The sequence below is a fragment of the Luteimonas padinae genome (assembly GCF_014652935.1).
Classification (GTDB): Bacteria; Pseudomonadota; Gammaproteobacteria; order Xanthomonadales; family Xanthomonadaceae; genus Luteimonas; species Luteimonas padinae.
In genome coordinates this window covers 48,444-62,309 of the sequence record NZ_BMZT01000008.1, presented here as the reverse complement: position 1 = coordinate 62,309, position 13,866 = coordinate 48,444, and the positions used below count along the sequence as shown (strand labels likewise).

At 60.3% G+C, this 13,866-nt stretch carries 11 protein-coding genes; 3 read left to right on the top strand and 8 right to left on the bottom strand.

Annotated features, from left to right (window positions below; all coding sequences use genetic code 11):
• Window positions 1-11: 11 nt before the first annotated feature.
• Together IE168_RS10295 and IE168_RS10290 are read right to left on the bottom strand one after the other, a co-directional pair.
• Window positions 12-1,886 carry an N-6 DNA methylase gene (locus IE168_RS10295; protein WP_189497951.1) on the bottom strand — a complete coding sequence of 625 codons (1,875 nt, stop codon included), beginning with the start codon at window positions 1,884-1,886 and terminating at the stop codon, window positions 12-14.
• 1 nt (window position 1,887) lies between these two features.
• Window positions 1,888-2,142 (bottom strand): DUF4258 domain-containing protein, encoded by a 255-nt coding sequence (locus tag IE168_RS10290; RefSeq protein WP_189497949.1) that lies wholly within the window; start codon window positions 2,140-2,142, stop codon window positions 1,888-1,890.
• Window positions 2,143-2,385: 243 nt separating this feature from the next.
• Here IE168_RS10290 and IE168_RS10285 point away from each other — a divergent pair, with 243 nt between their 5' ends.
• Both IE168_RS10285 and IE168_RS10280 read left to right on the top strand, forming a co-directional pair.
• The gene (locus IE168_RS10285; protein ID WP_189497947.1) at window positions 2,386-3,255 is read left to right on the top strand and encodes a hypothetical protein; all 870 of its coding nucleotides are present in this window, start codon (window positions 2,386-2,388) and stop codon (window positions 3,253-3,255) included.
• Window positions 3,256-3,285: 30 nt separating this feature from the next.
• Entirely contained in the window at window positions 3,286-4,422 is a 1,137-nt protein-coding gene (locus IE168_RS10280) for a hypothetical protein (protein WP_189497945.1), read from the top strand.
• Window positions 4,423-4,499: 77 nt separating this feature from the next.
• Here the strand turns inward: IE168_RS10280 and IE168_RS10275 are convergent, their stop codons facing one another.
• From IE168_RS10275 to IE168_RS10265, 3 genes are all read right to left on the bottom strand, one after another.
• The gene (locus IE168_RS10275; RefSeq protein WP_268245212.1) at window positions 4,500-5,831 is read right to left on the bottom strand and encodes a TniQ family protein; all 1,332 of its coding nucleotides are present in this window, start codon (window positions 5,829-5,831) and stop codon (window positions 4,500-4,502) included.
• A 78-nt stretch (window positions 5,832-5,909) separates the two neighbouring features.
• Window positions 5,910-6,911, bottom strand: coding sequence for a hypothetical protein (locus IE168_RS10270; protein ID WP_189497941.1), 1,002 nt, complete (start codon window positions 6,909-6,911; stop codon window positions 5,910-5,912).
• 10 nt (window positions 6,912-6,921) lie between these two features.
• A complete protein-coding gene (locus tag IE168_RS10265; RefSeq protein WP_189497939.1) occupies window positions 6,922-9,372 on the bottom strand; it encodes a hypothetical protein in 2,451 nt (816 codons plus the stop codon).
• Window positions 9,373-9,891: 519 nt separating this feature from the next.
• Here IE168_RS10265 and IE168_RS10260 point away from each other — a divergent pair.
• On the top strand, window positions 9,892-10,746 hold the full coding sequence (locus IE168_RS10260; protein WP_189497937.1) for a hypothetical protein: 855 nt from the start codon (window positions 9,892-9,894) through the stop codon (window positions 10,744-10,746).
• Window positions 10,747-11,014: 268 nt separating this feature from the next.
• On the opposite strand, the gene IE168_RS10255 is transcribed toward IE168_RS10260, so the two are convergent.
• The 3 genes from IE168_RS10255 to glnA form a co-directional block, all read right to left on the bottom strand.
• Window positions 11,015-11,353: a hypothetical protein gene (locus tag IE168_RS10255; protein WP_189497935.1), complete on the bottom strand. Its 339-nt coding sequence runs from the start codon at window positions 11,351-11,353 to the stop codon at window positions 11,015-11,017.
• A gap of 43 nt (window positions 11,354-11,396) precedes the next feature.
• Window positions 11,397-12,152, bottom strand: coding sequence for an N-acetylmuramoyl-L-alanine amidase (locus IE168_RS10250; RefSeq protein WP_229823403.1), 756 nt, complete (start codon window positions 12,150-12,152; stop codon window positions 11,397-11,399).
• A gap of 158 nt (window positions 12,153-12,310) precedes the next feature.
• Window positions 12,311-13,720, bottom strand: coding sequence for a type I glutamate--ammonia ligase (gene glnA / locus IE168_RS10245; protein WP_189497930.1), 1,410 nt, complete (start codon window positions 13,718-13,720; stop codon window positions 12,311-12,313).
• Between the last annotated feature and the right edge of the window lie 146 nt (window positions 13,721-13,866).

The following is a 13,866-nucleotide window of genomic DNA, read 5'->3' as shown; positions in this document are numbered from 1 at the left end:
CGCGGTGCCGACTACTTGCTCGCGAGTTCTTTAGCAGAAGTTCTGAGCTTTCCCCAAAGGTCTTCCGCGATGCTGGTCTGCTTGTCCTGGAGGATTTCGATCTGATGCTGTAGCTCGTCTTCCTGCTCAAGCACTTGAACGGCCACGTCGTTCCACCAGTCGAGCCCCGAGATGAACCCGAGGCGCCTCAGCTCGTTGATCGACAGCATCTGAATCGCCGCACCGGATCGAATGGTGTCAAGGAGCTTGCGCCCCATCGGAGACCGCAACCAGAGTGCAAGGCCGCGCAGGTCGCTGGTCGCGGACTTGCTCCGAAGAACAACTGCGGATTGCCCCGCTACCCAGCCACCAGGACCCGCTGGAGGCACATTGCGGGGAACCACGCCGATCTTGCCCACGCTTCCCTTGACGATCAGCACAAGATCGTAAGGACGCAGGAACACGTCTTCGGGGTCGCCGCCACGCCGGGGGGATAGTTGGATACTGATAGCCTTCTCGGGCTTGCGGATATAACCCGTTTCTGGAATGTCCGCTGCACCCACCTCGAACACCGTAATGGCCGTCGGGCTATCCGCCGCCCGGTCCTTGTTGGAAACGGGCTGAACGAACGTCGCAATGTCGTCCAATGGGATCGTAGGCAAGGATCCAATCTGTGCCTTGAGATCGCGTTGCTCTGCAGACATCACGTAGCGATCCACCTGGAGGGAGGCGTCGTTCGCCAGCACCTCATTTGTCCCGACCACGACTGCAAGGCTCGGATCATCGTCGAGTTCCGAGACCCCAGGCGACGGACTAGACTCAGACGACAAGCAGTAGCGCCGAATCTCATGGACTTTAGTGAGGACGGGGCGCCCCCGCACCGGGTCTGCAAGGAAGTAGGGCAAGCTAGCGTCAACGAAGTGGATCTGTCCGAACCTGTCCGTGGTGTTCAGCAGCAGCAACGCCGTGGGGACCAAAGTTGTCTGATGGATGCCTGCGGGAAGCGCGATCACTGCTTCAACCATTCCTTGGCTGATCAGGTGCTCGCGGAGCTCACGATCTTTTCCTGGTCCGAACAGGAAGCTATTGGGAACGACGATCGCAGCTCGACCATGGGTCTGGGCAACGATGTGCTGGATCATGAGCCCCGTGCTCGTTGCCCTACTTACCGTGAACCGACCGAAGAGGTCTTGGGCGACATCATCGTTCACTTTCATTCCCATTGGCGGGAACGAGAGACATGCGTCGAACTTCTCCAGGCGGCCTTCCTTCACGGCCGTGGGGTTGCGCAACGGGTCGGTCCGCACAACCGATGTGCTGGAAACACGCAGCAATGCCATCAGTGCCGGCAACGACGTCTGCCACGGTGCCTCAACAAGCAGACGGGCGTCGTACCCGGCCAACTCGCCGACGAGTTGTCCGGTGCTTTCCCAAGGGCAATAGACGGTCTGATGCTCTGGGGCGACGGCGAGGCTCGCCATCAGCGTCGCGAGCTCGGATGAAACCATCGGGTACTCACGGGAATCCCCCAGCACGACGTGCAGAATCTCTTCCGCGGGGAACCGCGAGAACATGCCGCTGTTGGCCAAGCGAGCCGCCGTGCCGGCAGCGGTTACCAGCGACTCCCTTGCCATGCGCACATATGCCGGCGCTTCGTTGAAGGCCTGGCCGAGCAGACCACCGGCAGCTGCCATCTTGCCCAGAGCCTCGGTGATACCCGCGAGACCATGCGGAAGAACCTCTGGAAGCCGGGTTCCTTCCGGAATTCGAGCCGGCTGAACCTCAGACAGGTAGGACCAGATGATCAGCTGGAGCGCAACGATGCTGCTCGCAGGCACAGGCAAGCCCGCCTCCCGAAGAGGGTCTTGGACCTGCCGGAGAACGGGACCAGCACTTTCAGTCTTCATGTCAGGCGCGCCCCCGGCCGTGATGGTTGTAGGCCGTGATCAGAGACTCGCCTTCCACCACAACCTCAAGGCCACCCTTGTCCAGGATCCGCATCAGCTCCCGGTAGTCCCGAAGCAGCTGGGAAACGGATTTGCGATTGAGAAAGACGCGCCCAGCGCGACCTTCTTCTCCGTAGCGCAGGACCAGATCCACCATTGCCTGGCTGATGCCACGCTGGGACATGCGCTTCTCGATATGCCTGGTCTTCTTGAACATCACATCGCCCTCCTCGCTTGAGGGTACTATCCTTCATCGCGTGCAGTAGTTCAATACTTTTGGTGCTATAACCTGAACTTTTTTAGCCTGCCCGCACGTCATCCCATCCGTCACGGCGTAAGTCTATGAATTTGCGCGTCCTAGGTGCCATCCTTGGCGAGAGAATGGGCATCATCGATATCCCGCTTGACCATCCGCCTCGCTGGGCCTAATGTGGTCACACAGCAATTCTGGATATCCTCAATGACCATCCTTAGCCGCTCCGAAGCTGAGTCCCTCGTCCAAGAACTCGCGTCCGCCATGACTCAGGTTCTGGGCGTCATCACCGGCAAGCGTCCCGTGCTCGTCGAGAGCCCTGAGGACTCCCTTACGAACCTCATTACTACCGTCGGCGATCTAGCGGTCTACGCCTGGGAGGGCGAATGGCGCGGTAGCCAGAGCCAGCTGGCTACGGCACTCCATGAAGTGGGCACGATCAGCGAGCTGCTCCCGGCCGGCTTCATGCATCCGGATGGCACCGATCTGATCGACATCCGCCAGAAGCAGGCGCTGGAACGTCTGATCAACGCGGCGCATGCGAGACACGCACTCGACGACGATGAGGAGTTGAGCATCGAGTGGCTCGCCGCACTTGCAGGCGTCGCGGAAAAGACAATACGTGCGGCCACAAGTCGAGGCGCTTCCAACCCCATTCCCGTGGAGAACCGCAAGCATCGCGCCTGGATCAAGGCGGAAGATGCCTTGGCATGGCTCTCGCGCCGGCCGGACTTCAAACCCACCCGATTTCGGGGCGATGGCCCCGATCAGCCGCTCATCACCGATACGGCGACCCTGGCCCAGACCTGCAAGTGCTGGTTAGAGCACGCAGGTACCGACGCCACCACTCTTGCCAGCACGAACGGGTGGCCAGCGGAGGTGACGCACGCACTCGCTGCAATTGCGGCGCGCAAGCCCGAGGCTGCATTCACGGCGCTTTCGCCAGCATTACTCAAGCAGTTCGCCGAATTCACTGGCATGCCACAGCCGGGTGAGTTCGCCAGACAGACCTACCGACTGCTCGCACTTGCCCACGCCGACGCACGTGCCAGTGCCGATCTCGACAGCATCCACTAGGCCAACATCAGAATACAGGGGGACTTCAACATGACCACGACCTCACTGCTCAGGCGCTTCCGCACGACTATCATGTCCAACCGAAGCCTTGCACCGACTGATCCAGCGCTTCTGATCGAGCGCTCGGGCACCCTCAGCTGCCATTACGCTCCGTTCGACCATATCAACCCCCACGCACGCGTCGTCCTGCTGGGGATGACACCGGGAACACAGCAAGCCAGAAAGGCTCTGGACGCTCTGCGAGATGCCCTGGCCACGGGCCATAGTGAGAGCAACGCCCTCGCCATTGCCAAAGCCACCGCCAGCTTTTCAGGCCAGATGCGCACTAGCCTGGTTGCCCTGCTAGACAGCATCGGACTGCAGGGCAAGCTGGGCATCGCATCCTGCAGCGAACTGTTCGGAGACCGCACAGACCTGGTGCATTTCACCTCAGCGCTGCGCTATCCGGTCTTCCTCGACGGGAAGGACTACCAAGGAGCCCCATCCATCCTGTCGACGTCACTTCTGCGCCAGATGTCCGAACTCTGGCTTGTTGAAGAGGTGCGGCAGCTCAATAATGCTTGGTGGATCGCTCTGGGAAAGGAGGCTCGCGCTGTCCTGCTGACGCTGGCAGACGCTGGACTGATACCGCGCGAGCGCTGCCTGGACGGGCTACCGCACCCCTCGGGTACGAACAGCGAGCGCATTGCCTACTTTCTCGGAAAGAAGTCTCGGGACGCACTCTCGGTCAAGACCAATGCAGATGATCTTGACGAACGGCGGCGGATTCTGCTCCGCAAGCTCGGCACTGTTTCTCAGGTTGCGTCGCCCCCCGCAGTCCAGACGAATACTGATTCCTTCCCTCCGAGGGACGTCCCAACAGGCAAAGGGCGGCGAGCCACTTCAGATCGCCTGGCAAGAACGTTCGTGCTTCGCGGATACCGCGGTGAGCACATCTACCCGATTCGGTATGGCGATGGCGCCTTCAGGCTCAGTCGACGCGGTGCGCAGATGCACCGCTCAGAGAACGCAATTCACGTGACTGATGAGGCAAAGGCCTATCAAATGGTGGCGTCCGGAACTTACAAGATCCGAACCGTTCGGGACGGTGTCAAATCGCCCAGCCTGTTAGGTCTGGGAGATCGGGTGGTCGCATCGGTCGAGAAGATCGCAGGTATGCCCCTCTAGGTGTACCGAGCCGCGCCATCTCTGACCCCAATGAGGCGAATGACTCCAGTTTGCGACCGGCTCGTAGGCAGACCCGATCACGAATCACGCAAATTGATGCGCCTTCTCGTCTTATGAAGAAGAACTACAGCCTTGACACACTCAACCGCTGTCGATGGAGAGACGTTCGTTAACGCCGCAACCGAGGCACAAATCTTCTTCACCGTCGCAGCACTGATCCCCTTGTCCTTACAGTGATCAAGCATATGAAAGGCACACTCGAAGGCAGCGCGCTCGTAAACTCTTGTGAACTCACCCATCTGCGCAGCGTGCCTTTCAACGTACATGCGGTGTGTATCTGGAAAGTTGTCACGGACAACGTCGCCCCATAGTCCAAAGTGGCGGCTTAACAAGCCCATGGGCAGTAGTCGGATCGATGGGTCCGCAAGAAGTGCCTCCATACAGGCGCCAATCTCCAGCAGTTTAGGCGCCAGTATCCGACGCCCGAACCTCACACGACCAAAATCTTCTCCCCAGCCAAACAATGGCATTGCCGCAGCTTCCCGGGGTGCCAGTAGCAGATCTTCAATCTCTGTGCCCTGGAACGCACATATATTCAGGTACTGAGTGATAGTGGGAATCGATGCTCGCAACTTACGCGTTCTTAGCTGCTCGTTGACGTACTGCCGAATAGCGGGCGGAAATACCTCGCCAGCTTCCTGGCGTTCCAGCATTGCTGTCAAGAACACGTCATACGTTGCACGCTCGATGCTCTCGTCCAACCGCGCCACGAAATGGGAGAACCTTACCAGCCGTGCGTCGATCCACGATTGCTCCCCTATCAACGGAGCGACCTCACCCTTACCTCCAAGTGGCCGGTCGCAGCCCATGCAACTGCGACGGGAGGAATAGTTGCGATTAAAGGACTGCTCCCGTCCGCAGTTACGGCACGCCCCTTCAAGAAAGACGTTGTGGATAGGACAGGCCGCCAGCATGTTGAACGCCCACGCAAGAGGCTCATAGCTGTATTCATCGTCCCAATCCAAATAGCAGCGCGGACACCATCTCCGCCTGGATTCACGACCGGTACGCGAAGCAAGGCCGCCTCTTCCAAGAACCTCTGCTACGTTGTGGAATGTTCCGCGAAATAGGTCGCTTTGCCCGCTCTTTTCAGCGAGAGGCTCCAAAAGCTTGAGGTAGTCGCTACGCGGTCCCGTCCAGCTGGACAAATACTGGGAATGTTGACCGTCAGCAGGAAGCCCCTTGCTTCTTCTTAGGAGAGACACCAGCACGGGCCGTGTGATACCGCACGTATCCGCCATTCGCAGCGCGTAGTGATCAAGCGACTCCACAAGACCCGTCTCCACCCCCCTCAGTCGCAGTGGCGGCAGCGCGGTCCAGTTCGGAATGCTCGAGCTTACGGCACTCATCGTGCTGTCAACAGATGTATGCAAACGCATGCTCGATCAAGAGCGTTCGACATTTCTTCGCTGCCGGCGCTGTATCGCTCACTCATCTTCTGTTGGCCACAGTTTGTCGGCGCGCTCTGTGACTGCAGACGCTTTGTCGGAACGCTTTACTTCCCAGAACCTGGCCACATCGCTCCACAGCGTTTCAAGATCATCGGCACTGTAGTAGGCCTCATGAAAGTCCGCCTCGATTAACTCTGTCCGGCCGGCGTCGTGCGCGCTCTCCTCTGCTCTCTGGAACAGATTCACCATCTCCGCGTACACAGCGGCTGTTGCGGCCGCGATTTCTGGCGCCAAGCGCTCAAGTAGATTCTGAGGGTTAAAGGAGTAGGGTGCTGCAATACGCTTTAGAAGCCCGAGGTAACATTTGAGATCTTCGGGCTTCGAGACATCATAGGGAGCCATCCATATCACATCCATGCGGCGCCGAACTTCCGAGCGCCCCTTCCAAAGAGCGGCCCCATCCTGAATTGTCGTGAGTACCCCCATCGCCCCGGTCGCTTCCATTATCGACATCAGGTTGATGATGTGCTGAGCAGGCCGCGTGTCCTTATGGTTGATGCACAATGCGGAGGCATGCTCGAGACTAAAGATCTTCATGTCACGCTCGCGTGCATTCTTCTTGAATGCATTCCATGACCCCGCTTCGGTCAGGTTTCTGGAGGCGCCCTTCCAGAATTCACGCGATGCCGCCAAAGCCTCCTCGATCATCTCAATCTCGGGCGTGGTCTTGGCTCCTCTGGTCAACCACGAGAGATCGGGCATATGCAACTGGTCGAGGCTTTCTTCAGCCAACGCCTTGCTATTGAAGTATGCCTTCGCACCCAGAATGGCCATTACTTCAATGACGGGTATCTTTCCAATCCCCCAGTGCCTGGGGTTGCCGTAGAGTTCCCGCAGGACTGACCAACGCAGCGTGGTTTTCCCGACTCCACCTACCCCGATCACCACTATAAGGCGCCCGGGCCGGTGGTCAGTCAGGGCGCGACGAAGCCTCGCTTGGGCGGCAAGGAAGTTCCGGTGCGGAATGATTTCAAGCATCTCTTCTTCTCTAGTACTTGGGCGCGGAACTGAAATCGACCGCCTTTCGACGCCCCGTGCGCACAGGCTCCGGCTGGCTCTCCGGGCTTGAGGTGCTATCGGGCCCAAGATGAGACGTCGCTGCGGCGGCTTCGAGCGCGTTCTTCTGGCGCGTGTGGCGTGCGTACGCGACATCCTCGCGTTCCTCACGCCACTTCTTACGGGCATAGGGTTTGAACAGCAGCTCGAATAGACGTGAGACCGGACTACGTACTGCCAAGGCCTGGCTAGTGCGATGGAATGCTTTCCACCAACGCTGTCCTACCTTTACCCACAGGACGGAGGGGTTAACACAATCAGACCGAACTTCTTCTACGGGATCATCTCGCAGCGCACGCTGCATGGCATCACTCGTGAAGTAGCCGCTTCCAGTTCGCACTCCGGAACGCTCTGAAGCGTTCGCCTTCTTATCAAACGTGATCGAGGTGTGTACCAGGAACGCGTCATCGAATTCACACGTCGTACCGAAGCAGCCTACGGTCGCTAGAACTTCCTCTCTCTTCTCCTCTGGGGTGACGCCCTCTGCGTCTGGCGTCTTTGGAATATCCCCATAGACATATGCGAGAAATTCGGTATGGATCCACTCGAAGGTATGACGTGCCGTCTTGCGGCTCTTGAATCGTCCGTCTACTTTTCGTCCTGCCATGTCTGGCTCAGAGCTTCCCGCGATCCGATGAGCAATCTGTGTATTGACTTGCTTAATTGCGTTCTCAGCCGCGCCATTGAATTGGCTACCGCCCGTTGGCGTGTGGCGCAGGGTAATTCCCTTAACTCGACAAAAGCGCTTGAGCCAATCTGATGTGTTCTCAGGCCCGCGATCCACCTGTATGGCCCTCGGAAGAAAGCCGTGGCGCTGAACATACTCGCGCAACAGTATGGCCATACCATCAGTTCTCGCCGCACCAAAGATGAACGAGTGAGCCATCCCATCGCCGGTGGCTCCGTCAATTCCGAGGTAGAACCGGGGCTTCTCGGCGGGAAACTGTGTGAGTATGTTTGGTGCACAGCGGGCGTCGAAGCCTGAGGAGTCAATGATCAGAAGATAGCCATATCCCAAGGGAGGAAGAGATCGCTTATCACTGCCTGCTCGTGGGCGAACGGCGTGGTAGCTCCGGAAGCCACCTCGCGAAAGTGCGCGAACTCGAGGATCCTCACGGGCAACGTAATTGGCCAATGTTGTAGCGCAGGGCGTGCGCTCGCCCTCGGCATCGCACCAATCCTTCAGGTCGCGACGAAGTTCGGTAATTGAGTTTCTTTTTCCCTTGTTCCAGATATCGCTGATTACATAGCGGATGCCTTGGCGCTGCTTACTGGTTAGCGGCGACGGCGTGGAGCTTCCACAGTTGTGGTACTGCGTAAGACATGCAGCGAGTGGCGACATTCCGCCGGCCACCTTTTCTGCCACCGCTTTTGCGAGCTGCGCCATCCTCACCGTCGCGAGTTCTGGCCGCTTCGCTATTTCTTCGAGTCGATTGAGTCTCCGTTCCGCATGAGCAAGATCGGTGGCACTTGCTGTCAAGACGGGATCGGTAATCTGTGGTTGATCAAACTCGTCCCGAAGCGTTGAGTAGCATGCAGCATCGGCGGCCAAAGCATGCGACTCGTTCTTAAAAAGAAAGAAACGATCCCGTTCGATCGGGGTAGAGCTACGCATCAGACCGAATGCATGGCGGTTCGCCAGCATCCACAGAACCGTCCGCTCGTTGAAGTTTGGATAGACTGCATTGAGAGTCTCAATGGAGTATGGGTAGTGCTTGAGTAGTCGACTAACGCGCTTGGAGAGTGCAAGCTCTTCTCGCGTGATCGTCTCTCCTAGAAGCGCGTAACACGCCTCCAGATTCTGCAGGTACATGCCCATCGGGGTTCGCTGAGCCCAGATGTTGAGGCGGACCCCAAGTGCCTCTGCTCGCTCTGAATATGGAGCATGAGTCCAGCCTAAATCGGACCTTTTGTAGTCCGATTTCGTGTTCTCGCATTCTTCGTTGAGCCAGTCTTGGTACTTGCACTCAACCAGTTCGATTGAGTTGGTTCTGAAGACCAAGAAGTCCAGTGTGGCAGCGCCGACATGTGGTTTTCCATTGCGTTCTCGGACAATCCCACTGCAGCACACTTGGGTGTAATACCCAATCACATCGGGGTCCAGCTCTAGTTTGTATAGGAAGGCGAGCTCACAGGTATGGCTTTCGACGATACGTACTGCCCCATTCTTCTTTGACCAGACTGCCGCCCGGATGTTCTTCAGCGCAGCCTGCGCCACTTTCCGAGCGGGGGACTCCTCGATCATCGCTTCCAGCTCGTCGCGCTGAGACTGTGCGAGTCCTAGCCGTTCATAGACACTCGCGCGTAACGCCGAAGTAAGCAGTTCCTCAGTTTCGGCTTCGAGGAAGACGGCCGGATCGACTGAAGGAGGGATCCCGGTCATGCCTTCCTTCCACACACACTGTGACCCAGGCACTTGCTTAGCTGCGTGCTCATGTTGGTTGCTCCACGTTCCATGCCCCGGAAGGACGGTGGGCAGTACTTCCCCACCCCGTCGCCGGGCCATTGACAAAAGGGGTCAAGGAGGGGATAAGCTACGCGTGGCGATGCAAGTCAGCGCTTTGAAGGCCCAGGGGGTGCAACCCTTGGGCTTTCTGCTTTTCCTCTCTTAAGACGGTTTCAACGCGTGGGATGGCTGGCGGCTCTTTGGGGGCGCTCCTTCTGCATCTTGATAGGCCATCAATCCTATTTGCCTGTCCACGTGGCGGCTACCGTGTTTTTCGGCATTCAGTTCCCTCTAAGTTGATGATCTGCTTAGGGCGATGCGCAACAAGGTGCAATTGGCGACTTTTGGCGCTCCCAGGTGAAAAACGCGCTTCTTCGAGCACGTCGTATCGGATTCTTTGGGGCCGTCGAGGCCGCTAGTGAACTGGCGCGTGGGCGATCCACGCGGCAACGAGAGGTGGCCAATCCTTGGCTCGGGATCCGCGCCGACCGACGCGCACGCTATCTTTCAGGCGAAGGCCGTATTGGTCGCGGTCTGCTTGATGAGTTGACCAGCGAGTTCCCGGAGGCTGCCAAGGTGTGGCGGTCTGACGTTTGGGAATTTCTCGAACTGGACCGCTCGCCTCTCAGTACTTCAGGGCGTCTCCATGAAGAGCTTGGGATCAGCAGGTCTTCATGCTCCGTCAGCGAGTTGTTGCTGCGATTTTATGATGACCGGCCGCCATCATTGGGATCAGGACTGGATGAGGTCTCTGCCAGAGTCCTTGCACTTCGCGCTGCGATTGACGGTGGGCTTTCAGAGGCCGCGCTCACATCTGCAGGCGAGTTGGCAAAGGCTCTACTCACCCTTGCTGCTTGCCCGTACCGTCGCTCCGCATCTGAGCAGCTGTGGTACCTGTGCGGGCATGCCTTTGTTCGTGGGCTTCAAGCCAAGGGTCGGAGAATCCGTTACAAGAAGGGCACCTGGGTCCTGATCGCCGATCACGCGATCACCGTGACAGAGGTGTTCAAGCTCATGGCCTACTCGAGCCCCTCGGCAGCTGAGATCCCCTTCTTGATCGCCGAGGAACTCTTACGGGATATCGTCTTCGCGGTGACCACCGAAGACTTGGACCGCGCTACTTTCATCATGTCCCGATTCAATGTCATGTCACCCCTGCGACGCCTGGAGCAGCTGGGTGACAACGCGGTAGATGCAACTACACCGTCCACGCGCCGACGTTCACGCTCGAGCTTGATCGCCCCTCGCCCACTTTCTGGTCGCCCACTCCCCGATGTTGAGAAGGTGTCGATCTGGGGATCCCCGGAATAGAAGGGGCACTTCTCAGGCCCACCTGCATTGTTTCGCAGGGCGAGTGCGCTTCAGCCTCGGACTGACCTTCGAACCACCCTCGCTGACAAACTTCCCTGAAGAAGAGCGCAGGTAAGGAGATGGGCAAGCTACTGATCTTTAAGGAAATGCCAGATTACTCGGGATTTTCTAGGGGGTAGTCTGTAGGGCTACTGGACGTCAGCTCACCGACTTCTATCTCCCCGTTTGACGAACTCGGGCAGTGTGCCCAATGTCGCCCCGACCGCGCCTATCGACGCGTCCTCAGCGCCCGGTATTCCGCGATCGCCTGCGCCGCGCTCGGGTTCGACATGCCCATGCCATTGACGTAGACGGCGGGCGCGCCGCGCTTGAAGACCTCGACGGTGCGCTCCATCGCCTGCATCTGCTCGCGCGTGGGATTGGCCACGTCGAAGGAGAACCCGTCGCCGCGGACGACCGGGATGCCGGCGCGGCCGAGCGCAGCGACCAGGGCTTCGGTGCGCTGCGCCTGGTCCGAGGGGCAGTTGCGCGGCGCCAGCACCAGCACCGCGTTGCGCGGCGTGCCGCCGGGCATCTCCACGGGCACGAAGCCGTTCGCACTGGTCATCGCCGCCGTCGCGGCGGGAGCGCCCGCTGCCGGGCAGGGAGTGTTACCGGGGCACAGGCTCCAGCAGCCCCGCCCCGCCGGGCAGGGTGAGCGCATGCAGGATCCGCAGGTCCTCGTCGTCCAGCACGGTGCCGGCGTCACCGCGGAAGCGCAGGCGGAAGGCGCGGATGGTGGCGTCGCCGTGCGAGGTGTCGTAGCCGACCTGCTCCAGCGCGCGCATCGCGTCGAAGCCCGCGGGCGCCAGCGGCGCGTCGTCCGCCGGCCAGATGCCGAAGCCCGCTTCGGCCAGGCGCCGCCACGGGAACAGCGCGCCGGGATCGATCTTGCGCGCGGGCGCGAGGTCGGAGTGGCCGATCACCTGCGTGCGCGGGATGCGCAGCCGCGTGGCAAGGTCGTCCAGCAGGCGCAGCAGAGCCTGCATCTGGGGCTCGCTGAAGGGTTCGCGGCCGTCGTTGTCGATCTCGATGCCGATCGACGCCGAATTGAGATCGGTGATCGTGCCCCAGCGGCCGCCACCGGCGTGCCAGGCGCGATGCGCGTCGGCGACCAGCTGGTAGATCGCGCCGTCGTCGCCGACCAGATAATGCGAGCTCACCGGCCCGCCGCTGTTGGCGGTGCTCAGCGTGTGCAGACTCTGTTCGACGGACTCCTGCTCGGTGTAGTGCAGGACGATGACGACCGGGCGGCGTTCGTCGAAGTTGGGCGACGGCACCCATTCCGCGATCGGGTTGCGCGGCGCCTGGTGGGCGCAGGCGGACAACAGGGCGGCGCAGAGGGCCGCGGCGACGAGCTTCTTCATGAAGCGCATTGCAGCCTGCGTGCGCGGGCAATGCAAGCGCCCGTCGCCACCGCGCCACCGCCAACAACCTGCAGGAGCAGCTAGAGCGGCGACCCGGTCTCGCCGGAACTCCGCTCGCAGCTGTAGCTGCTCCTACAGGGGGCGTGGCGCGGATTGGCTCAGATCGCGTAGTACAGCTGGTACTCCAGCGGATGCACCGCGCCGCGGAAGGCGGTGACTTCCTTCATCTTCAGCGCGATGTAGGCGTCGATGAAGTCGTCGCTCATCACGCCGCCGGCCTTGAGGAACTCGCGGTCGGCGTCGAGCGCTTCCAGTGCCTGGTCAAGCGAGTGGCAGACGGTCGGGATGCCCTTGGCCTCTTCCGGCGGCAGGTCGTAGAGGTCCTTGTCGCTGGGGCCACCCGGGTCGATCTGGTTCCGGATGCCGTCCAGGCCCGCCATCATCAGCGCGGTGAAGATCAGGTAGCCCGAGTTCATCGGATCCGGGAAGCGGAACTCGACGCGGCGCGCCTTCGGGTTCGACACGTACGGGATGCGGCACGAGGCCGAGCGGTTCGACGCCGAATACGCCAGCATCACCGGCGCCTCGAAGCCCGGCACCAGGCGCTTGTAGCTGTTGGTGCTGGAGTTGGCGAAGGCGTTGATCGCGCGCGCGTGCTTGAACACGCCGCCGATGTACCACAGCGCGGTCTGGCTGAGCCCGCCATAGCCGTCGCCGGAGAACAGGTTCACGCCGCCCTTGGCCAGCGACTGGTGCACGTGCATGCCGCTGCCGTTGTCACCCACCAGCGGCTTGGGCATGAAGGTGGCGGTCTTGCCGTTGCGGTGGGCGACGTTCTTGATGACGTACTTCATGGTCAGCAGGTCGTCGGCCTTCTGCACCAGCGAGCTGAACTTCGTGCCGATCTCGCACTGGCCGGCGTTCGCGACCTCGTGGTGGTGCACTTCCACCTCGATGCCGACGGCTTCGAGCGTCTTGCACATGTCGGCGCGGATGTCGTGCAGCGAATCCAGCGGCGCCACCGGGAAGTAGCCGCCCTTCACGCCCGGGCGGTAGCCGGTATTGCCGCCGGCGTACTCGCGGCCGGAGTTCCACGCGGCTTCTTCCGAGTCGACGTGAAAGAAGGTGTGGCCCATCTCGTTGGCGTAGCGCACCGAGTCGAAGATGAAGAACTCGGGCTCGGGGCCGAAGAAGGCCTGCTCGGCGATGCCGCTGGCCTTGAGGTAGGCCTCGGCGCGACGCGCGATGCCGCGCGGGTCGCGGTTGTAGGCCTGCATCGTCGCCGGGTCGAGCACGTCGCAGGTCAGGACCAGGGTCGGGTCGGCGGTGAACGGGTCGAGGAAGGCGGTGGACGGGTCGGGCAGCAGGACCATGTCCGAGTTCTGGATGCCGCGCCAGCCGCCGATCGAGGAGCCGTCGAACATCTTGCCGTCCTCGAACAGGCCGGGCTCGATGATCGACTTCGGATAGGTGACGTGGTGCTGCACGCCGCGCATGTCGGCGAAGCGCAGGTCGATGAATTCGACGCGGTGGTCGGTGATCAGCTTTTCGACGTTCTCGACAGACATGGGTGGCTCCGGATTGCAGTGGGATTCGGGCCCGGGCGGATGCCGGGGATCGCAGTGCGATTTCGCAAGCGCCGTGCCATCTCGCAAACCATTGAATTCAATGGTGTCAGTGCAAAACGCAGAGCGACGATGCACCGTTATGGTGC